The organism is Globicatella sp. PHS-GS-PNBC-21-1553 (genome assembly GCF_033564055.1).
Taxonomy (GTDB): Bacteria; Bacillota; Bacilli; order Lactobacillales; family Aerococcaceae; genus Globicatella; species Globicatella sulfidifaciens.
Window position 1 is genome coordinate 1,126,934 of sequence record NZ_CP085470.1, and the last position, 22,825, is coordinate 1,149,758.

Consider the following 22,825-nt stretch of genomic DNA (forward strand, 5'->3'; position numbering starts at 1 on the left):
TAATAAAGTTTGAGGGGATTCTGTTGAAATCTATTAAGCATATAAATAGTATGTCTAATCCGATTAACAAAGGAATTTTATATTTATCGGTTCCGATAGTGATTGGTAATATTGCACAGACTTTGTATGGATTGGTTGATGTCTATTGGATTGGTCAGTTAGGCACATCAGAATTAGCAGCGATTACGTTAGTTAATCCTGTAATACAAATGTTAATTAATACTGGGATGGGCATGACGACGGCTGCTAGTATTATTGTTTCCCACAAAATAGGGACTAATGATGATGACAAAAGCAAAATTATTCTCAATCATATATTCATAGTTATGACTATTGGTGGAGGAGTATTATTTTTTATTATAGGTTACATGAGTGACTCGCTACTTACTTTCTTAAGTGGAAATGCTGAGATTATAACAGATGCTAGTCTCTATTTTAGATTAATTTTAATCGGGATAGAATTTTACTTCATTACCAATATTTATGCTGCGTTACAAAATTCATTAGGCAATACAAAAATTGCTTTTTACGCTAATGTCATAGGATTGATTATTATTTTAATTTTAGCACCATTATTAATTATATATTCTAAATTAGGTATTTTGGGAGTAGGTATTGCTGGTTTATTATCCAGAGTTATTCCATCACTGAAATTTTCACCAAATTATTCAATTATCAATCGCCTTACTTCATTTCACTAAGGATAGTAATATTAAATCTCCAGATAATAAAGTCCATTATGAAAGTTGCTTTACCCTTATATTTCGGTGGTGCGGCGATTCAGATAGGCTTTATGAGTATGGGAAAAATGTAATCAATTTTGGAAACCAAGCTCTAGTAGCTTATGGAATGGGAAATAAAATTAGTAGTTTAATTACAATTCCTGTAAATTCCGTCGGGAATGCATTAACAATTATTGTAGGATACAATTTTGGAGCAAAACAAATTAATCGAGTTATAATTTCTTATCGAAAAGTTCGCAATTATTCAACATTCTATTTGTTTATATTAGGATAAATTCTTGCATTTAATCCTATTACAACCATAGTAGCAGGAGTCTTCGTTAAAGTTTCTGAGACACTTATCTTAACCATTAGCTATGTTAAAAATTCTAGCGATTTATAGTTTTATAAATGGTATCTACACTTTAACTATAGCGCCATTCAATGGATTAGGAAAACCAAGAGTTTCAGTTATAGTGGACATTATGCGAATATGGTTGATCAGGCTGATTGCACCGAGATTATACTCCTCTTACTTCGGAAAAACAATCGAAGTGATTTGGTACAGTGTGGTTTTACTAACGCTCTAGGAGCGTTATGTATGTATTATATCGGGTGTTCAAAAAAAGAGACAGATGATTGAATAATCATGATAATCATTTTCTTATAAAAGGAAACTTTGAATTATAGAAAAAATTAATAGGATAATCATATTATAATCACCATTAAGAAAACGCTTCATTTTTTTAGGCTTGTTATATAGAATGAAGAAGGAAAAAGTAAATGAAAGAGGAGATATCAATGATTGAAAATAAAAAAAGACTGTTAGAGTTAGCTGAGAAGTCAGTCAAGGCGATAATTAATAAGTTTAGTCCAAGTGAGTTACCTCCAGCAAGTCGTTTTCATTATCACCAGAGTGTCTTTTTAATGGGAGCTTATGATGTGTATAAGGAAACGAAAAACAAAGAGTATCTGGATTATATTATAGCTTATTTCAATAATATTATTGATGAAAATGGTAATTTCGAATATCGTCGTGAGGAACTTGATACTTTGCAAGTTGGTTTTTTGCTTTTTGATTTGTATGAGATTACAAAAGATGAGCGTTATAAAATTGCAATTGTAAAACTCGTGAACATGATTGATACCTTTAATATGACCAAAGAATTTGGATTTTGGCACAAAGATAAATATCCCTATCAGATGTGGCTTGATGGGTTGTACATGGCGGGACCATTTATGTTAAGAGCCGCAAAGTTTTTACATCGTCCAGAGTTAATTCAACAAGTACTATATCAAGAACGATTAATGAAGAAACATATGTTCGATTCGAAAACTGGTCTACCTTATCATGCATGGGATGAGAGAAAAATACAACCTTGGGCTAATTCTGAAACCGGATGTTCACCCGAATTTTGGGGACGATCAGTAGGATGGTACGGAGCAGCTTTAGTAGATATTTTGAAGGAATTAGAAACAGGGGATTTTGGACAAAAACCATTAATTCCTCAAGTTAAAGAATATATTGATAATGTTTTAAAGTTCAGAGATCCAGATAAACATGTTTGGTATCAAGTCGTAGATAAAATAGATTTAGCTGATAATTGGATAGAGAGTTCATCAACAGCTCTTTATATCTACACCTTAGCTAATGCTATTAATAAAGGTTATGTGTCTAAAGATTATTTGAGTGTATTAGATGAAAGTGTTATCGGTTTGGTTAAAGAATTTATTATTGAAGAAGAAGAATATGCTCATCTAAATGGAATTTGTATTGGTACGTCAGCAGGGGTTTATGATTATTATGTTAGTCGACCACAATCAGAAGATGATTTGCACGGCGTTGGAACTTATTTATTTGCTATTATGGCTTGCTACTATTTGGAGGTTTAACAATGGAGATTATTAAATATTATAAAGAATCAAGTAATACAGTATCAGGTACAACCATTACAACTGTTTTAACAACTGAAGGACTTTTTCTACTTTTAGAAGGAAGAAGTGAGTTGTTTAATGAATTTGAAGGTGAATTAATAGAAGAAGATAAAAAATTAGCACCAACCAATCATTCTAATCGTTTAGTGCTAAATAAATATTTTGATTATACTATCCCACGAGCTTTTGGAACAGAAATTTCTACAATGGGATTAGGCGACAGACTTGGTTTAGCTGGTTATGGACAATTGCAAGCAATTGCTAACAAGAAAATTCGTCCGGTATTAGCTCAACAAAGTATCAGAGAGTTAAATTTAACAGAACGAACGTTTGAAGATGTATTAGATGCTGCGGCATTCTCGGTATATCAAGCAGGTTACAAAAAAGGTTACGGAGCAGATGGTGACCATTTAAAATTAGAAAAAGATATTGAATATGCGATCGGTGTCGGCATGTCAATGTTGACTTTAGATTGCTCGGACTATATTGATAATAAAGTTCCTGAAATGAGCTTAGATGAATTAGAAGAAGCCTATTTAGAAATTACATCAGAAAGCGAACGTCAATCTTATGAGGAGACTTACTTGAATAAAGAATTTGATGTAGAAGGGCAAAAAATTAATTTTAATCGTGAGCATTTGTTATATAATGTGGTGCAATATCATAAAGCAATTGAATATATGATTTATATTTACAATACATATGTTAAATCGGTTGATCGCCAGATTGATTTTGAAATTTCAATTGATGAAACCATGACCGTGACATCACCAGAATCACATTTTTTTGTGGCAAATGAATTATTTAATCATCAAGTGGCTGTCACGAGTTTAGCGCCTCGGTTTGTCGGGGAATTCCAAAAGGGAATTGATTATATCGGAAATGTAGAAGAATTTGAGAAGGATTTTGAAGTTCATGCGAAAATTGCTCAACATTTTGGATATAAGGTAAGTGTTCATTCTGGAAGTGATAAATTTAGTGTTTTCCCATCGGTCGCAAAACATACAAATGGACTATTCCATGTTAAAACAGCCGGCACAAATTGGCTAGAAGCTCTCCGCTTAGTTGCAATGAAAAATGCAAAATTATTTAGATCAATGTATCAGTTTGCTGATGAAAATTTTCATGAAGCACAGAAATATTATCATATAACCCCAGATTTATCAAAGATTAAAGATATTAATTTAGTGTCCGATGAAGAGCTACCAGAATTCTTAAATGATGATAATGCAAGACAATTATTGCATGTCACTTATGGGTTATTATTGACAGAAAAAAATGAAATGAATGAGTATCAATTTAAAGATGAGTTTTTTGCATTATTAACTCGTGATTTTGATGATTATTCACACTTGTTAGAAAAACATATTGGGAATCATTTAATAAAATTAGATGTGCCAGAAGAATAAAAGAGAAGAGGTGTATTAATGGAAAAAACAACTAATATACCAAGTACATATAATAAGGCCAAGAAAAAGAAAATAGTGATAAATGCAACACCTTATTTGCTATTACTACCAAGTTTTATTATGATTGTTGCTTTCCTATTTTATCCAATGGGGACAGTTTTTTATTATAGTTTTCAACATTATGATATTTCTGCACCGTTTTATGATGGTTTCGCAGGTTTAGATAATTATATTAAAATTTTTACAAAAGATAAGTTATTTTACTCTAGTTTAATTAATAGTGTGAAATGGGTTGTTTCGGAAGTCGGCTTACAATTAGTATTTGGCTTAATTTTTGCACTACTATTAAATGAAAAATTTAAATTCAGAGGATTTGCTAGAACGGTAACATTCTTACCATGGGCTATCTCAGGTGTTTTAACATCAGTTATGTGGATGTTGATGTATAACGAACATATAGGTGTTTTTAACGATATTTTACGTAAATTAGGCTTAATTAACAAAAATATATCTTTCTTATCAAGCACTAATTCTGCGTTTATCTCTGTTGTTATTGCTGAATTATGGCGTGGAATTCCTTTCTTTGCTGTAACTCTACTTGCTGGTTTGCAAAATATTCCTGATGAACTATATGAAGCGGCTAAGGTAGATGGTGCAACATGGATAGATGAGTTAAAAAACATTACATTACCACAACTAAAAAATACAATTGTATTAACCACATTATTACGGATTGTTTGGGAATTTAATAACGTAGATTTACTTTATAACTTAACCGGTGGGGGACCTGCTAATTCAACGATGACTTATGCCATGTATATTGCTAATACAGCGGTTAAAGGATCGAACTTTGGTTATGGTTCTGCCTTGACTGTAATTGGATTTTCTATATTAACGATTGTGGCATTAATTTACTTGAAATTATCAAATTATAATGAGAAGGAGTGATAGCATGAATATAAATAGTAAAAAAGGTAAGACCTTATGGTTTTATATACCAGTAGCTATGATGATGTTGTGGACCGTCTTCCCATTATATTGGACATTAAATACATCGTTAAAACCTGAAGGTGAAATTGTTCAACGAGTCATTAGATATATTCCTGAAAATATCACAATGCAAAATTATATTAACGCTTGGAATGATGTTGGTTTTGAGACCTATTTTGGGAATAGTTTATTTGTTTCTGTATGTACTGTAATATTTACTACTTTTGTTTCATTATTAGCTGGATATGCTTTAGGACGTTATCAGTTTAAAGGAAAAAATGCCTTTATGATGGTTCTATTAATGACACAGTTTATTCCTAGATCAATGTTAATAATTCCACTTTTTGTACTTTTTAGTAAATTGGGATTGATTAGTAACCCTTTATCATTAATTTTAATATATTCGACTGTTCAAATACCATTTTCAGCGATTTTAATGAGTGGGTTTATTAGTGGGATTCCAAAAGAATTAGAAGAATCAGCCTCTATTGATGGAGCTAAACAGTATCAAATATTATATAAAGTAATTTTACCCCTCTTATTACCCGGAATAGTAGCTACAAGTATTAATATATTTGTTTATGCTTGGAATGAATTCTTATTAGCATTAATGCTAACCAATAACCAAGCGAAGTTTACTTTACCTGTCGGTCTAAGCTTTATGATGGGAGAGTTTAATGTTAACTATGGTGCATTAGCAGCAGGAAGTATCATAGCTTTAATACCTTCGATTATATTATTTGCTGTTGCGCAAAAACAATTAGTAAATGGAATGGGAGGTGCAGTCAAAGGGTAAGTTTTAAGTCATAGTATCTTGGGTTATCGTCAGTAGAAAAAACAAAAAGGAGAGTATTTATGAATATTAAAAAACTGATTAATACTGCATGTACCGCTTTATTAGCAATGACTATTGCCACACCAATGGTGGTAGAAACTGTTTCAGCTCAAGAAAAAGTAACATTAACTTTTTGGGATGAAAACGCAGGACCACAAAGAACCCCCTTATGGGAAGATTTAATCGCTAAATTTGAAGCAGAAAACCCTGATATTGAGGTAGAATATGTCGGATTACCAAAGGATGAAGCTAAATCGAAAATTGATGCGGCTATTGCAGCAAATGACGCACCAGATGTAGCTTCGTTACAATCAACTTGGTTGCCAGAGTTTTCAATCCGTGGGGCATTATTACCATTAGATGAGTATTACGAAAAATCTGAATTAAATGGAAAAATCAATGAACAAGCCTTAACATTTAATAAAAATATAGTTCAAGATGGGAAGTTATATGGTATCCCTTATACTCAAAATATTGACGTTTTATGGATTCGTTCAGATATATTTAAAGAAAATAATTTGGAAGCACCTAAATCATGGGATGACTTTTTTGCAGATATTGAAACTTTAACGAATGATGATATGTTTGGATATACATTAAGAGGTGGTGCAGGCGGCGCATTACATATCCAAAGATTAATGTACGCATATTCAGGAATAGAAAACTATATTACTGAAGATGGGCAAGTTACGATTGATGATCCACTCCATAAAGAGTTCTTAGAAAAATATATTAAACTTTATAATGTTTATACACCACAAAGCGATATTACCAATGGATATAAAGAAATGGTTGCTACATTTGACTCGGGATTAGCAGCAATTGTACATCATAATATTGGTTCATTTGGTGAACATAGTGAAGCACTAGAGCCAGATCAGTTTGAAGCAGTTCCATTACCAGTTTCAAAAGAAGGAAATTATGTTTTAGAAGGTGGAAATGCGATTGGATTATCAGTATTTAGTGGAACCGAACATCCTGAAGAAGCTTTTCGATTATTAGAATTCTTAAATAGTGAACAAAGTCAAAGTACTTGGAATGAATCAGTTGGTCAAATTCCAACACATGTCGATACATTAGATGATGAGTGGATTCAAAATGCACAACATATTGCTGTTGCATTTGAAGTATACAATAATCCAGAAACTAAGTTATATCAACCACCATTCTATTTACCAGACTATCGTTCAATTTTAGATAATTTAGTTGATCCAAATATTCAAAAATTATTAGCGGGTGATATGACAGTTGATGAATTTTTAGATGAATGGGCAACTGCAATAGAAGAATCAAATGCTAAATACCAGGAAGTGTTTAATAAAGAAAATTAGTTTGAATCAAGAAATTAAATTATTTAATAAATAGAGTAATTGAATATAAGGGGCTGAGTTTAAATAAGCTCAGTCCTTTTCCATCGAATGATAGCGCTTAATATTTTAAGGTTGAATCATAGAGCTCGTAAGTTTTTATTCCCTTCCTTCAAAGTGTTACGGATGATTGAAAGAGAATATCATTTTGATCCAGAAATTACTATTATGAGGAGAACAAATAATGAAGAAAAAAGATATAAAAATTTGTGGTTTAAGTATATTAGGTAGTGTTGCGCTTTTAAATACAGTGAGTGTATCAGCATTAGATGAAAGTGTAGTTTCAGATACCAATCAATCGAGTCAAATTATTCAAAAATCTGAACCTTTTGTAGAAATAGAGGCTAATGCGGAAATTATGCCAATAGAAGAAGACACAACAATAATGGAAGGGATTAATACATCAGAAGTGGTAATGGATGAAGGAGGAGTTGAATTGGATGCTCAAAAAGCTCAACTTGTAGCAGAAGATTCTGAACTAAATAGGATGAGTGAAAAAGAGGAAACTGTAACTGAAAGTAGTGAGCAAGTAGAGTCTGAAATAACTAGTGACGAACAATCAGATATTATGTTAGATACTTTAATTGAAGAAAATCATAAAACTAACGATATAGAACAGCCCGTAATTGAAAAAAATGACATTACTAATCAGCATCAATGGCATGGAACATTTTTTGGTGAGTCTACCAATGAAAGCAAAAATAGCGTAACGATTAATAACGATGGTAGCGTTACTTTGAAAGCAGCTAATTTTGATCCTGAGACCAAGATTATTCAAGATAAAGGGGGAAAATTTACTTCATATCATGATGGGATTACCTATTATTATACTGAAATAGATGCAAAGCATGAAAATTTCACCTTTAGTGCTACCTTTAACGTTGATTATTTAAATCCAAAGGCAGATGGACAAGAAGGATTTGGTATTATTGTCCGCGATCAAATAGGTTATTCGAATACAGGTGATCAACAATTTCCAAGTAATTCTGTCGCAGCAATTGCTACTAAAGTAAAAGTTGCAGATGAAAATGGTAAGTCGACGACCTTAAAACCAGGACTCGCTACACGATTTGTGACCGGTTTAACAGAGGAAATTATAGAAGAAGGTGCTACTTCTATCTCAGCTAAAGGGAAAAGTGAAACGATTCCTTTTAAAGACGATATGACGATGAAAGTCGAAGAAGGTAAGAAATATACCTTCACAGTTAAAAAGACCAATACAGGTTATCATACAGTGTATGAAGTTGACGGTGAAATTCTTGAAAACATTTTATATGGGACAGATAAATTACTTCAGATTGATCGAGATAAAATCTATGTTGGAATTGCGGCTGCTAGAGGGGTTGTGACTACTGTTTCCGATATGATATTAGAAATAACAAATCCGAATACTGACGCACCAGCTGAAGAAGAACCTTTAGAATTAATCGAACCATCATTTAAATTTAATAATTATAATAAGACTGGTAATCAACGATACAACTTAGAATTAGTAACAAATGTACCTGGAAAAGCTACTATTTATGATTCAGAACAAAATGTTATTAGTGAAATTACTTTAGAAGCAGACTATCCTAAGTTTGTAGAAGTTGATTTATTAGAAGGAGACAACCAATATACTGCAAAATTTGAAGCCAGCAATCCGGAATTATTGACTGACTCGGAACCTTTAATATCTGAAACTCTCATTCATCATAAGACTTTTGATGGTCATTATAAAGGTAATATTGGAACTTATTTAACCGTTTCACCATCTGGAACCGCAGAGGGTGATGGAACACTTGAAAATCCATTAGATATTTTTACCGCGATTGATTATATAAAACCAGGACAAATGATTGAATTAATGGGCGGAGTTTATGAAATGAATCGTAATGTAATTATACATCGTGGAAATAATGGTACGAACACTTTAAATAAATTGATGGGAACAGTCTCGAAAGATCCAGCTATATTCGATTTTACAAAAGGTGGTGCGTTCCTTATCAATGGTGACTATTGGAAGATTGATAATATTCATGTTAGAAATACTCAAGGTAATATTAAAGGCATGACAATTGGTGGAAATTATAATCATTTACAAAGAATTGAAGCTTATAATAACGGGGATACTGGAATTCAAATATCAGGCAATGCTACAGAACATTATGATTTATGGCCAAAATATAATGTTATAGAGAATAGCACCTCCTATAATAATGTGGATCCTGGTCATAATAATGCCGATGGATTTGCAGCTAAAATTACTGTTGGAGAAGGAAATCTATTTAGAGGAAATATTGCCTATAATAACGTCGATGATGGATGGGATTTATTCGCTAAATTAGAATCTGGCTTAATCGGTACAGTAACAATTGAGGATAGTATTGCTTTTCGTAATGGGACTAACTTAGAAAAAAATGCATCAGGGGATGGTAATGGTTTTAAACTAGGTGGTGATGGTATAGCAATTGAGCATATACTGCGTAATTCACTTTCATTTGATAATGATGCGGATGGGGTAACAAGTAATAGTAATCCAGCTGCTAATGTTTATAATGTCATTACAGTAAAAAATAAAGGAACCAATTTAAGTCTTTATGGAAAAGGAAATACTGAAGTTGTATCAAAGGTTGAAGGCATTATTACATGGGATTCACAAGAAGAGGATCGTCCAGGGAACGAGTCGGTATTAAACAATTCAGAAAACTATATTAATGGCAAAAATATCCAAGGAGATAAAGTTGATGAGAGTTGGTTTGAAAAAACAGACCTTTCATTATTGCCTACTCGTAATGAAGATGGCAGTATTAACTTAAATGGTTTATTTGTTCTCACAAATGGTAAATCAGTTGTATCACCAATTAGTAGTCAACCTTTAGTTCCGTACTTTGTCTTAGATAATACACCTGAAGAAAATAGCAACGAAGACGAGGATAAAGAAAATCCTAATGATAATGTAATTGAAGACGATAATAATGGAACAGAAGATATCGGCGATACAGAAAAAGAGAATGATACTGAAGAAGATACTGAAAACGAAGAAACAGAAGCTGAAGAAACAGAACAAGCAAAAGATAATGATAAAGTAGTAGATTCTGATGATTCTAAAGAAGCGCAGGATAACAAACACCCGATAGTTAAATTAACCAAAGCAAGCCAATTACCAGCAACTGGCGAAAAGAGAATCAATCCAATTTTGGCATTACCATTGATGATAAGTGGCTTTGTTTTAAGTTATTTAAAGCGAAAAAAATAAAATTTTGAAAATGAAAAATTTATAGAATAAGTCTTTTTATTGAGTAGTTTCGAAATCACAACGTTGAGACTGGTTAGAACTTATGAGCTACCCAGTCTCATAAAGTTTTATATGTATATAGACTGGATATATATTCAGATTGGTTCCATCATTAGTGAAGGAAATAATGAAGAGAAAATTATTCAATTTTTTACTTTTGTTTTGCAACTACTTTATTATTGCATATTCATTGTTAAATAAGAATAATTGAAAGGATTATGTTGCTCAAACAAGAATTGTAGCAAAGCATCGAAAATTTCAGTGGTTGTCAATTGATACTTTTTAGCAACATCTTTGAGTAATAAAGATTCTGTAGGATCAGAAATCACCTTTAAAAAATATTTGCATTTTAAAGTACATTACCATTTACAGACGATTAATTATTTGCAATGCCCCTGTTCTCCTATTTAAGATAAGCAATTGTCATTATAAATTTAAATAACGCGAGTCAAAGGGAAAGTTTAAAGCTGGGTCTACAAAACTTTGTATATTCAAAAACTTAATTATTTGATAAAATAAACTTATAACAAGGGGGAATGAATATGGCAATTAATCAAGAATGGGTACAATTAACGGATAATTCTAAAAGACGTATTGCCCAAATTTTGGATGGAAGTATGTTAGTGGAGATGGCATTTGAACATCCAGTTGATGAAAATTCAGCAATCGCGACCCATAAGCATTTTCATGAACAAATTACTTATATTAAAAAAGGAACATTCAAGTTTTTAATTATTCACGAAAATGGTGAACAGGAAGAAAGAATTGTCAATGAAGGTGACACCTTAGCACTTCGCTCTAATGTTGAACATGGATGCATTCCATTAGCAGAAAACTCAATTTTTATGGATTTTTTCAATCCAATACGTGTCGATTTATTATAAATATTCATAAATTGGCAAATCAATTGCATAATAATCGAATCATTGATTTTTCGTTCAATCAAAATAGTTTTGTGTGATTACTCCCAATGCCATTGAATTGAAGAAAAGAGTAAGTTGAGGATAAAATTTAATTTTCTCCAATTTTTTTATATTGTATTTTAATTGATAATCCGTTAAAATAAATGTACGTACAAATTATAGTTGGAGAGATTAAGAGATGAGTTTACCGAAATACCAGCAAATAGCTGAAGTTTTAAGAGAAGAAATAATAAAGGGAACTTATGCCGTTGGCAATGTGATTCCCACCGAAGCCAAATTACAGGAACAATTTGATGTTAGTCGACATACCATTAGACAAGCACTCTCGATTTTAATCAATGAAGGTTATTTACGCTCTGAAAAAGGATCAGGAACCTATGTAAAAAATCGTTTGATTGAGTCGACTAATAACAATTCAACGCGAAAAATTGGTGTCATCACTACTTATCTGTCTGATTATATTTTCCCCAATATTATTAGAGGAATTGAAGAGGTACTACGACAAAATAATTACAGCCTTGTTTTAGCAAGTACCGATAATGATATTGTCCAAGAAGAAATTTGTCTAAAACGTATGTTGGATGAGGAAGTAGCTGGCTTAATTGTCGAACCAACAAAGAGTAATTTATTCAATCCTAATATTGCTTACTATTCAAAATTTAAAGAACTGGGTATCCCCATATTGTTTATTAATGCTTATTATGAGAACACTCGATTTACCGTATATTGCGATGGATGATAGAAAAGCCGCGCAAAAAGCAACTGAGTTTTGGCTTAAGCAAGGAATCACGAATATTGGTTTAATTACTAAGATTGATGATTTACAAGGAAAATTAAGAATGAAAGGGTTTATTAAAGCCTTTGAAGAAAAAGGTGTTAGTTTTAGTAAAGAAGCTATTCATACTTATACAACTGAAACACTCGATGCAGCTTTGGCTAATATTGCTAACCAAATCATAAATGATGAAACGACGACTCGAACTTTTGTTTGCTATAATGATAAGGTGGCATTAAAATTACAACAATTAGTAGAATCAAAAAGCCTTATTTTAGGAAGTAAGCTACAATTATCCAGTCACGATAATTCTATCCTTTCAGTGGTAGGCGGTTTTAGTAGTGTCCAACATATAAAAGATGAATTAGGAAGAATAGCGGCTAATAAAATCATCGAATCAATCGAAAAAAATAAAGCTATTGAGACGGAAATTTTTACAGGTGAATTAATTGAGAGATAACCGTAAGGTATCTCTTTTTTTGTACAAACAAATAAAATTGACCATTGACATGTACGGACAAAATATTTATAATTTATATTGTAAGGGGATACATTGTGTTTAAGAGGTGATTAAATGGAAATAAAAGAAAAATTATTGCTCGGACAAACAAGTTTAGGAATTGAATTCGGTTCTACTAGAATTAAAGCCATCTTAATCGATGACCAACAAAAATTATTAGCCGATAGTTCTTATCAATGGGAAAACCAATTAGTAGATGGTTTTTGGACTTATAGTCAAGATGCCATTATTGAAGGATTACAAACTTGCTTTACCCATCTAAAAGCAGCAGTAAAAGATCAATATGGAGTAACCTTAACGAAGATTGGACAAATCGGCATTAGTGCGATGATGCATGGTTATTTACCTTTCGATGCTGAAGGAAATCTGTTAGTACCGTTTAGAACTTGGCGCAATAATAATACAACAGAAGCTGCCAAATTATTAACGGATGAATTTCATTTTAATATACCGGAACGTTGGAGCATCGCTCATTTGTATCAAGCAGTTTTGGATTCAGAACCCCATCTTTATGAATTAGATTTTATGACGACTTTAGCCGGATACATCCACTGGTTGCTTTCAGATAGAAAAGTACTAGGAGTAGGAGATGCTTCTGGGATGTTTCCAATTGATTCGACAACTCAACAGTATGATAAAGAAAAATTGATGCAGTTTGATAAATTGATTGAGAGCAAAGTATTTCCATGGCAGATTGAAATGGTATTGCCTGAAGTACTCATTGCGGGTCAAGATGCAGGGCAACTAACACAAGCGGGCGCTTTGTTGCTTGATCCAGAGGGTGATTTAGAGCCAGGAAGTCGTCTATGCCCTCCGGAAGGTGATGCAGGAACCGGCATGGTTGCGACCAATAGTGTGAGTCCGAAAACAGGTAATGTTTCAGCAGGTACTTCTATTTTTGCCATGATTGTACTCGCACAACCTTTGAGTAATATATATCCTGAGATTGATATGGTTACCACTCCAAGCGGAGATGATGTGGCCATGGTACATGCTAATAACTGTACCTCGGATATTAACGCTTGGGTAAATCTCTTCTATGAGTTTGCTCAAAAGGCAGGAAGTACTTTATCTCTTGATCAAACGTATACACTGTTATTCAACCAAGCATTAGAAGGTGACCCAAACTGTGGTCAATTATTAAATTATGGACTGTTCTCAGGAGAAAATATTATTCAAATTGAAGAAGGTCGACCATTACTTGTCCGTCAACCTAACAGTCAATTTAACTTAGCGAATTTATTTAAATCTCAAATATTATCAGCTTTTAGTACTTTGGCCATTGGGATGGAATTATTAACGCAAAATGAACAAATCGAGATTGATCAATTACTAGGTCATGGTGGTATCTTTACTACACCTAAAGTGGCGCAAACTATTTTAGCAAATATTTTGAACATTCCAGTCACGGTCACAACAACTTCAAATGAAGGTGGTGCCTGGGGAATGGCATTATTGGCCGATTATTTAAATTATGCTGATTTAGATTTAAATGAGTATTTAGAAACAATTGTCTTTAAGGAAATAGAAAATGTCACCGTTCAACCAGAAGGAGAAGAAGTAAAGAACGCAAAAGCCTATTTATCAAGTTATAAATTAGGATTACCAATCGAAAAAGCAGCCATTAGTTATTTTAAATCTTGAGGAGAATAAAATGTTAGAAGAATTAAAAAGAATCGTTTATGAAGAGAATTTAGAATTACCAAAAAGAGGCTTAATTAAATATACATGGGGGAATGTTAGTCAAGCCGACCATGAGCAAAAATTATTTGTCATTAAGCCTTCAGGTGTAGATTATGATGTGATGACACCAGAGGATATGGTTGTTTGTGATTTTGATGGAAATATCGTTGAAGGAACAAATCGACCTTCTTCTGATATGTTGACACATGCGGCCTTGTATCGTCATTATCCAGATATCGGTGGAATTGTGCATACACATTCACCTTGGGCTGTCGTTTGGTCACAAGCAGGAAAAGATGTCTTATGCTTTGGTACCACTCATGCCGATACTTTTTATGGAACAGTCCCTTGTGCTCGTTATTTAACCTCAGAAGAAGTCGAAGCAGGTTATGAAGCCAATACAGGTGAAGTGATTGTTGAGACACTTACTGAACGTAAGATTCAACCCTTAGCAGTCCCCGGTATCTTATTAAAAGGGCATGGACCTTTTACATGGGGAAAAGATGCCAAAGATGCTGTGATGCATGCGGTTGTTTTAGAGGAAGTTTGTAAAATGAACTTTTATACAATGCAATTGAATTCTGATGCTCCAGAATTACCAGATTATATATTGGAAAAACATTATCAAAGAAAACATGGAAAAGATGCCTACTATGGGCAAAATTAATGAAAGAGGGATGTAGATGTTAGAAGTATCAAATAAACAGTTTTGGTTAGTAGTAGGGTCACAACATTTATACGGACCAGAAGCATTAGAAGAAGTAAGAAAAGATGCCCGTACTATTGTTGATCACTTAAATAAAGAAGGTAATTTACCTTATCCAGTGGTGTTTCAAGAAGAATTAGCAGTATCTGCTGATGTTATCACAAAATTAATGAAAGAAATTAATTATCGTGATGAAGTAGCCGGTGTTATTACTTGGATGCATACATTCTCACCAGCGAAGATGTGGATTCGTGGAACTAAATTATTACAAAAACCATTATTACATTTAGCCACTCAATTTAATGAATCAATTCCATGGTCTACTATTGACATGGATTTTATGAACCTCAATCAATCTGCTCATGGCGATCGCGAGTATGGTTTTATTAATGCTCGTTTGCAAAAAAATAATGAAATCGTAGTCGGATATTGGAAAAATACAGATGTTCAACAAAAAATTGCCCGTTGGATGGATTTAGCAGTAGCTTATGGTGAAAGTTTTAATTTAAAAGTGGCTCGTTTTGGTGATAACATGCGTAATGTTGGGGTAACTGAAGGAGATAAAGTGGAAGCCCAAATTCAATTAGGCTGGACTGTCGATTATTATGGAATCGGTGATTTGGTTGCCGTGGTGGAGAAGGTGACTGATGAAGAAGTCGATCATTTATTTGCTGAATATGAAAAGCTCTATGATTTTGATTATGCTGACTACGAAAAAGATGTCTGGGAAAAACATGTTAAGACCCAAGCGCGTTATGAAATTGCCTTAAAACGTTTCTTAGATGAAGGTGGTTATACAGCCTTTACTAGTAATTTTGAAGATCTATGGGGTATGGAACAATTACCAGGCTTAGCGGTTCAACGATTAATGGCTCAAGGGTATGGTTTTGCAGGAGAAGGCGATTGGAAAACTGCCGCTTTAGATCGTTTCATGAAAGTAATGTCTCACAATACAGCTACAGGCTTCATGGAAGATTATACCTATGAACTAGCTGAAGGGAAAGAAGCTATCTTACAATCTCATATGCTAGAAGTCGATCCAAGCTTAGCGGTCAATAAGCCAAAAATATTAGTCGCACCTCTTGGCATTGGTGGGAAAGATGATCCGGCCAGACTGGTATTTGATGGCAAAGCTGGTGACGGAGTTGTGGCTTCTATTGCCGATTTTGGAACACACTATAAGTTATTAATCAATGAAGTTAAAGCCTTTACACCTGAAGAACCGGCGCCTAAATTACCAGTCGCACGCGTAATGTGGGAAGTATTGCCAAGCTTCAAGGAAGGTGTGCACGCTTGGATTGAAGCGGGTGGAGGCCACCATACCGTTGTTTCATTAGCTTTAACGACAGATCAATTAGTTGCATGGGCTAAATTAGTTGGCTTGGAGTATGTGGTGATAAGATAGGGAATTTAATAGGGAGTAATAACTAATTGAGAATAGTTATTACTCCCTATTCTACTTATAGAAAATAAAGGAGAATTGTATGAAGAACGATTTTTTAAAAACACCACCAATGGGATGGAATAGTTGGGATTGTTATGGAGCTTCTGTTACAGAAGAGGAGGTAAGGGAAAACGCAAAGTTCATGTCTGAAAATTTAAAATCTCATGGATGGGAGTACGTTGTAGTTGATATTCAATGGAGTGAGCCAGAAGCACAATCAACTCTTTATAATAACTTTTATCCTTTATGTATGGATAAATACTCGAGGTTAATACCAGCTGAAAATCGTTTTCCAAGTAGTCGAAATGGAAAAGGTTTTAAAGAATTAGCAGACTATGTTCATTCTTTAGGCTTAAAGTTTGGAATTCATATCATGAGAGGAATTCCTAGACAAGCAGTACATCGAAATACTTTTATTAAAGGAACAATAAAAACCGCAAGAGATATAGCATTAAATAATATTTGTCCATGGAATAGCGATATGTATGGCGTAAATGTTGATTTAATTGAAGGACAATTATATTATGATTCATTATTTGAATTATACGCTGAGTGGGGAGTTGATTTTGTAAAAGTGGATGATATTGCTTATTCTAAACTTTACCATGAGGCACATAAAAAAGAAGTTATCGCAATTAGAAAATCGATTGAAAAAAGCGGACGAAACATGGTTTTATCTTTATCTCCTGGACCAGCACAACTTTCAGATGCAGAGTTTTTTGTTAAAAATGCTCATATGTGGCGTATGACAGATGATTTATGGGATAAATGGGAATCGATTTATCATATGTTTGAGAAAGCAAGAATATGGAGTAAATATGTAAGTATTGGTTCTTATCCTGATTGTGATATGTTACCACTTGGGCATATTGGAATTAGGGCTGTTGATGGAGGAGGTGGTGATAATTGGACTCGTTTAACAAAGGACGAGCAATACGTCATGATGAGTTTATGGAGTATATTTGGTTCCCCGTTAATGTTCGGAGGCACCTTGCCTGATATAGATGAATTTACTTACTCACTTATCACCAATGAAGAAGTTTTGGAGATGCATCGGACAGTTTTAAAGAGAAAAGAGATTTACTGTCAAGATGAATTAATTGTCTGGGAAGCTCTATCCGAAAAGAATAAATATTATGGAATTTTTAATCTTTCCGAAAAATCAAGAAAGATTCCAACTAAAATCGCAGAATTAGTAGGAGTTAGTAAAGGTTATGATATTTGGAGGCAAAAACATCTTTCATTTAGTGGTTATAGACTAAATCAACACAGTGTATTATTGGTAAAACTATAAAACAGGAGGAAAAAGGTGTTAAAAGAAGTTGATATAAAAAACATTGAAATAATGGATTCGTTTTGGAAAAATATGCAAGAAAAAGTCAAATCCATAACATTACCTTATCAGTTTGAGGTGTTAAATGATAGTGTAAAAGTGAATGTAGAAGCTGAAAGAAAAGATGAAAACTTACCGTCAGGAAAAAGTCATGCAATTAAAAATTTACTTATTACTGCTGGACTTGTTGATGGTGATCATTTTGGATGGGTTTTTCAAGATACTGATGTTTATAAATGGATTGAGTCAGTTTCTTATTTTTTAATGATGAAACGAGATAAGGAACTAGAGAACAAGGTGGACTTAATAGTTGACATTATTGAAAAGGCTCAAGAGAAGGATGGCTATATCAATACCTATTATCAATGTAGATCCCCACATTTGAGATACCGTGAATTATATCGAAGTCACGAGCTATACTGCGCTGGTCATTTGATTGAAGCGGCGATTGCCTATGATCAAGCAACAAATAAAAATAAACTGTTAAAAATTGCGATTAAGTTTGCTGAAAATATAAAAAGGAATTTTGGAAGAGAATCAGAACAATTACAAATCGCAGATGGACATCAGGAAATAGAAATAGCTTTGGTAAAACTTTATGAATATACTTCTGATGAATCTTATTTAGAATTGGCTAAATTTTTTATTGACATTAGAGGAGAAAATATAAATGCTTTTCAGGAAGAAGTTAATCGTCTGTATGAGGAAAATCTGTCTAACGATAAACCAAAAATTAATGTGTTTTATCATCAAGCACATAAAAAGCCTGAAAATCAAACAGAAGCAGTTGGTCATGCCGTAAGATTGTTATATATGACAATTGCAATGGCCAAAATTGTACAAAATGATATGAGCGCACCTTTGTATGATGCTTGCTTGGTGCTTTGGAAGAATATTGTTAAGTATAAGATGTATATAACAGGTGGGGTTGGATCGACCGTTCACGGCGAAGCATTCACAGGAAAGTATGATTTACCCAATGATACAATGTATTGTGAAACGGGTGCTTCGATTGCCTTGATAAATTTTGCATTAGAATTATTTAAACTAAACCCAAAAACTGAATATTTAGAAGTTATTGAAAAAGCTTTATACAATACAATTATTGCAAGTATCAGCACTGACGGGAAACATTTTTTTATGTTAACCCTTTAGAAGTGGAACCTGTTTCTTGCCATTATAATCCTAGTAAAGGTCACGTAAAGTTAAAGAGACCAGATTGGCTTGGATGTGCTTGTTGTCCACCTAATTTTACGAGAACAATAGGTGCTTTAGGTAAATTTATAGCTTCCTACTCGGATGATATTAATTACCTTAATTTATTAATACCATCAAAAATTAAGTATTTTAACGGAGACTTAGAGCTAAAAAAGAAAGCCGAATATCCAAAATACTACCTAAAATTTAATGGTAAAAATACTGTAGTTAAAGTGTATTTACCTAATTGGCTACATAAATTAAAAGTGGAAGTTATACAAGGAAACTATTTAGGGATAGACAATGGTTTTATGGTTTTTGAAACAAAGGAAGGCACCATTGAGGTTAATTTTGATGGTAAAGAAGAAATTATTGCGAATGTCGCCAATCCATACGTAGTAGCTGATGCGCATAAAGTTGCTATTCAGAAAGGACCGTTCATTTACTGTGCTGAGGAAATAGATAATGAAAAAAGTTTACATCGCTATCTGATTGAATTATCTAAAATTGAGGAAGCAAGTGAACAAGAACAAAGTGAGTATAAAAAAATATGTCTAAATGCTAAAAAACTAAAGATTTGGCAGTGTGAAGAGTTGTATCAATATCTTTCTGTAGCACCAGAATATGAGGATGCCAAGCTTACAATGATACCTTATTTTCTATGGGGAAATCGCAATGAAAATGAAATGAGAATTTGGTTCAATTATTTATAGCTTGGAATATTAAAATTAAGCTGTAAAAATTTAATTGTGTGGTCTTCTCAAGATAATATGCCTTTCTAATGAGGGGATTCACACAAAAGGATTAACAAAATTTTATATCATCAATTGAAACAGAGTTGGTTCTCTTAGGGTAAAAAATTTAACTTGATTTATAAATTTTCATTGTGTCTCATTTTGAGACACAATACAATTCTTTGTTGAGTGTTGTTTTTATTTTCAGAAAATTTCGAAAAATGACTGGACAAACTTGATAAATTCTTAATTACTAGGCAAAATGTGTATTAAAATAAGACATAGTCTTGTGAATGAAAATTATCAAAAATAAAAGGACTAATATAGTGTGCGTTTAAATTAAACTTTCCACCACTTAGGATAATATGCAAAAAATTTGAAATAAAGAAGCATTCGATGAAAAAAAATCGAATGCTTCTTTATTTGTTCCTTATTATTTTAACTCTTATATACTTTTTTTAATTAATACTGATTATAAAATATTACAGAATATTTTAGCTAGTATAAGTTTTAAAAATTATGTCTTGTGGATGATTACCAAATTTACTTCCAAATAAAGTACATCCTCCAACGTTTTGCGCATCTTCTTTTACTTCTATACGAAATTTCCAAATTTGAGAATCTACAGAGAAATTTTGAGTAGTTATGTCAGATAACGGATCGCCATCAATATATGTTCCGTGGGATGTAATTCTAATGGTTTTTAATAGTCCATATTGGTTTAAATTATCCGGGTACCATTCTGGAGTATACACTCCTCTTGTATCTGCAAAATCACCTGGACTCGTCCAAGTGCCGATTTCGACATCATTTAATGAAAAAGTAATATCTGATGGCCAATTATCGTTAGCAAAAGGAAATTCAGATGATATTTCTAACGTAATATCAATCATTTCAAGATTATTTGAAACTTGAATGAGATTTGGTATTTGATATTCAATATAACCTTGAGTGAACCACAGAATTTGTGCATCAATTCTTTCTGGAAGCATAAAATATTTAGGGTCATCGACATTTCCAATAAAATGCGTATCTGAAGCAAGACCACAAGTAGGTTTAATACTAAAATCAGTATAGTGTCCGATAGGAATTGAAATAAAATCAACATCAAATGCAGAAAAAATTTTTTTAGGAAAATTGATTTCAATTTTATCAACAGCCAAAGAAGAAATTTTTTGTTGACCAACTTTTTCAGTTTTAATTATTTTGGCACTTTCTAATTTATTTATATGTGAAGTAATGATTGCACTACTAAGAGATAACGCTTTTGCAATTTCTTTAATGTTTAATTTTTTTGAGATAATAATTGAATAATATCTAGTCTAACTTTACTGGATAGTGCTTCATAAACTACAAGAGAATCTTCATCTATAAATGTTTGCATTATAAAAAACCTCACTCTCAATTAATACTATAGTAAATAATAACATAAAAAAAGTGGAATTACAACATTATAATTAACATAAAAGTTAATTAAGTAAAAAAATAATGAAAATAATTAATAAAAGTGTTGACAAAAATTTGCGCACAGTTATAATGGAATTATAGTAATGTAAGCGTTTAAAAAATAGGGGGTTAATAAAATGAGGTTAAAAAAATTAGGCTTATTGGGACTAGTTAGTTTTGCTTTTCTTTCAGGTTGCGGGGTATCAAACAATTCCACGAATAATGAATCGGCTACATCAAAAAAGAAGAAGCGTCATCATTAACTTTTATGTTTAGAGGTGGTGAAGATGAGAAGAAAGCTTATGAAGCAGCGATTAAAAAGTTTGAGGAAAACGAAAATGTTTCTGTAGAAATTATCGCAACTGATGCAGATCAATATGCAACAAAATTGCAAGCTGCAATTTCGGGAGGGAACGTCCCAGATGTATTTTATATCGAGCAGTCTAACCTAATGGCTTATGTCGATAATGGTGTATTACTAGATATCACTAAATATATTGAGGAATCAGATTTTGACTTGGATAATATTTGGGAATATGGTTCTGAAAGTTATCGTTATGATGGTGAACAAGTTGGAACCGGCCCTTTATATGGTTTACCTAAAGATTTAGGGCCATTTGCATTAGGATACAACAAAGATATGTTTGAAAAGGCCGGAGTAGAGTTACCTGATCCTGATAAACCGTATAGTTGGGATGAGTTTTTAGAAGTTTCGAAAGCATTAACATTGGATACAAATGGCGATGGTCAATTGGATCAATGGGGGACTGGGTTTAATATAAATTGGAGCTTACAAGCATTTGTTTGGAGTAACGGTGCAGACTTTATTAATGACTCAATGGATAAAGTTACTGTTGATACACCTGAATTTGCTGAGGCATTACAATATTTAGCAGATTTACAAAATGTTCATGAAGTTACTCCATCTATTTCAGATGCACAGACTTTAGATACTTATCAACGATGGATGAATGGTGAAATTGCGTTCTTTCCAGTAGGACCTTGGGATATGAGTACTTATGATAAATTACCATTCGAGTATGATTTAATGCCTTGGCCAGCAGGTAAAACTGGACAAAGCGCAACTTGGATTGGATCACTTGGAATAGGAGTATCTTCGAAAACTCAAGCTCCTGAGAAAGCTGCAAAACTAGTTGAGTATTTAAGTGCTTCTGTAGAAGGACAACAACAATTGGTTGATGCAAAAATTCAAATTCCTAACTTAATTGATATGGCGAATGAATGGGCTTCAGATACTGAATCTAAACCATCTAACAAGCAAGAATTTTTGGATGTTGTTGAGGAATACGGTAGAGCTATGCCAGCAGCAAGAACTTACAATGCTGAGTGGTATGATGAATTCTTTATTAATATTCAAGCTGTTTTAGATGGTGATCAGACTGCTGCAGAATATGTTGCTGAAGTACAACCAAGAATGCAACAGAAGTTAGATGCAGCAAATACGAATAGATAGTAGGTTGTATTGATAATGTAAAAAAGAAGTGGGTATTTATTAACAGATTTATAAA

At 32.9% G+C, this 22,825-nt stretch carries 19 protein-coding genes and 1 pseudogene; 19 read left to right on the forward strand and 1 reads right to left on the reverse strand.

Annotated features, from left to right (window positions below):
• Positions 1-23: 23 nt before the first annotated feature.
• The 17 genes from LB888_RS05345 (at position 24) to LB888_RS12170 (ending at position 19,829) form a co-directional block, all read left to right on the forward strand.
• Positions 24-701, forward strand: coding sequence for an MATE family efflux transporter (locus LB888_RS05345; RefSeq protein ID WP_318753843.1), 678 nt, complete (start codon positions 24-26; stop codon positions 699-701).
• 112 nt (positions 702-813) lie between these two features.
• Complete coding sequence (locus LB888_RS12160; RefSeq protein WP_412928323.1) at positions 814-1,017, forward strand: MATE family efflux transporter; 204 nt, start codon at positions 814-816, stop codon at positions 1,015-1,017.
• 506 nt (positions 1,018-1,523) lie between these two features.
• Positions 1,524-2,615, forward strand: coding sequence for a glycoside hydrolase family 105 protein (locus LB888_RS05350; RefSeq protein ID WP_318753844.1), 1,092 nt, complete (start codon positions 1,524-1,526; stop codon positions 2,613-2,615).
• Positions 2,616-2,617: 2 nt separating this feature from the next.
• Entirely contained in the window at positions 2,618-4,066 is a 1,449-nt protein-coding gene (locus LB888_RS05355) for a tagaturonate epimerase family protein (RefSeq protein ID WP_318753845.1), read from the forward strand.
• A gap of 18 nt (positions 4,067-4,084) precedes the next feature.
• Complete coding sequence (locus LB888_RS05360; protein WP_318753846.1) at positions 4,085-5,014, forward strand: sugar ABC transporter permease; 930 nt, start codon at positions 4,085-4,087, stop codon at positions 5,012-5,014.
• Between the two features lie 4 nt (positions 5,015-5,018).
• Positions 5,019-5,852 carry a carbohydrate ABC transporter permease gene (locus tag LB888_RS05365; protein WP_318753847.1) on the forward strand — a complete coding sequence of 278 codons (834 nt, stop codon included), beginning with the start codon at positions 5,019-5,021 and terminating at the stop codon, positions 5,850-5,852.
• A gap of 59 nt (positions 5,853-5,911) precedes the next feature.
• Positions 5,912-7,222: a sugar ABC transporter substrate-binding protein gene (locus tag LB888_RS05370; protein WP_318753848.1), complete on the forward strand. Its 1,311-nt coding sequence runs from the start codon at positions 5,912-5,914 to the stop codon at positions 7,220-7,222.
• 220 nt (positions 7,223-7,442) lie between these two features.
• Positions 7,443-10,496 carry an LPXTG cell wall anchor domain-containing protein gene (locus LB888_RS05375; RefSeq protein ID WP_318753849.1) on the forward strand — a complete coding sequence of 1,018 codons (3,054 nt, stop codon included), beginning with the start codon at positions 7,443-7,445 and terminating at the stop codon, positions 10,494-10,496.
• Positions 10,497-11,077: 581 nt separating this feature from the next.
• Positions 11,078-11,419: a hypothetical protein gene (locus LB888_RS05380; RefSeq protein WP_078755150.1), complete on the forward strand. Its 342-nt coding sequence runs from the start codon at positions 11,078-11,080 to the stop codon at positions 11,417-11,419.
• A gap of 217 nt (positions 11,420-11,636) precedes the next feature.
• Positions 11,637-12,197 (forward strand): GntR family transcriptional regulator, encoded by a 561-nt coding sequence (locus tag LB888_RS05385; RefSeq protein ID WP_318753850.1) that lies wholly within the window; start codon positions 11,637-11,639, stop codon positions 12,195-12,197.
• The gene (locus LB888_RS05390) at positions 12,160-12,693 is read left to right on the forward strand and encodes a substrate-binding domain-containing protein (protein ID WP_318753851.1); all 534 of its coding nucleotides are present in this window, start codon (positions 12,160-12,162) and stop codon (positions 12,691-12,693) included. Before LB888_RS05385 ends, LB888_RS05390 begins: the two co-directional genes overlap by 38 nt.
• A 114-nt stretch (positions 12,694-12,807) precedes the next feature.
• Positions 12,808-14,397: a xylulokinase gene (locus LB888_RS05395; protein ID WP_318753852.1), complete on the forward strand. Its 1,590-nt coding sequence runs from the start codon at positions 12,808-12,810 to the stop codon at positions 14,395-14,397.
• A 10-nt stretch (positions 14,398-14,407) separates the two neighbouring features.
• Entirely contained in the window at positions 14,408-15,103 is a 696-nt protein-coding gene (locus LB888_RS05400; RefSeq protein ID WP_318753853.1) for an L-ribulose-5-phosphate 4-epimerase, read from the forward strand.
• Between the two features lie 16 nt (positions 15,104-15,119).
• A complete protein-coding gene (gene araA, locus LB888_RS05405) occupies positions 15,120-16,547 on the forward strand; it encodes an L-arabinose isomerase (protein ID WP_318753854.1) in 1,428 nt (475 codons plus the stop codon).
• A 79-nt stretch (positions 16,548-16,626) separates the two neighbouring features.
• Positions 16,627-17,880 (forward strand): glycoside hydrolase family 27 protein, encoded by a 1,254-nt coding sequence (locus LB888_RS05410; RefSeq protein WP_318753855.1) that lies wholly within the window; start codon positions 16,627-16,629, stop codon positions 17,878-17,880.
• Positions 17,881-17,895: 15 nt separating this feature from the next.
• Complete coding sequence (locus tag LB888_RS12165; RefSeq protein WP_412928313.1) at positions 17,896-19,074, forward strand: glycoside hydrolase family 127 protein; 1,179 nt, start codon at positions 17,896-17,898, stop codon at positions 19,072-19,074.
• A gap of 2 nt (positions 19,075-19,076) precedes the next feature.
• Entirely contained in the window at positions 19,077-19,829 is a 753-nt protein-coding gene (locus LB888_RS12170) for a hypothetical protein (RefSeq protein WP_412928314.1), read from the forward strand.
• Between the two features lie 515 nt (positions 19,830-20,344).
• On the opposite strand, the pseudogene LB888_RS05420 reads toward LB888_RS12170, so the two are convergent.
• Positions 20,345-21,234: pseudogene (locus LB888_RS05420) on the reverse strand (ArsR/SmtB family transcription factor).
• A gap of 199 nt (positions 21,235-21,433) precedes the next feature.
• Between LB888_RS05420 and LB888_RS05425 the strand changes: the two are divergent.
• Entirely contained in the window at positions 21,434-21,559 is a 126-nt protein-coding gene (locus tag LB888_RS05425; protein WP_318753856.1) for a hypothetical protein, read from the forward strand.
• Between the two features lie 5 nt (positions 21,560-21,564).
• Positions 21,565-22,770 carry a sugar ABC transporter substrate-binding protein gene (locus tag LB888_RS05430; RefSeq protein ID WP_318753857.1) on the forward strand — a complete coding sequence of 402 codons (1,206 nt, stop codon included), beginning with the start codon at positions 21,565-21,567 and terminating at the stop codon, positions 22,768-22,770.
• Positions 22,771-22,825 lie beyond the last annotated feature (55 nt).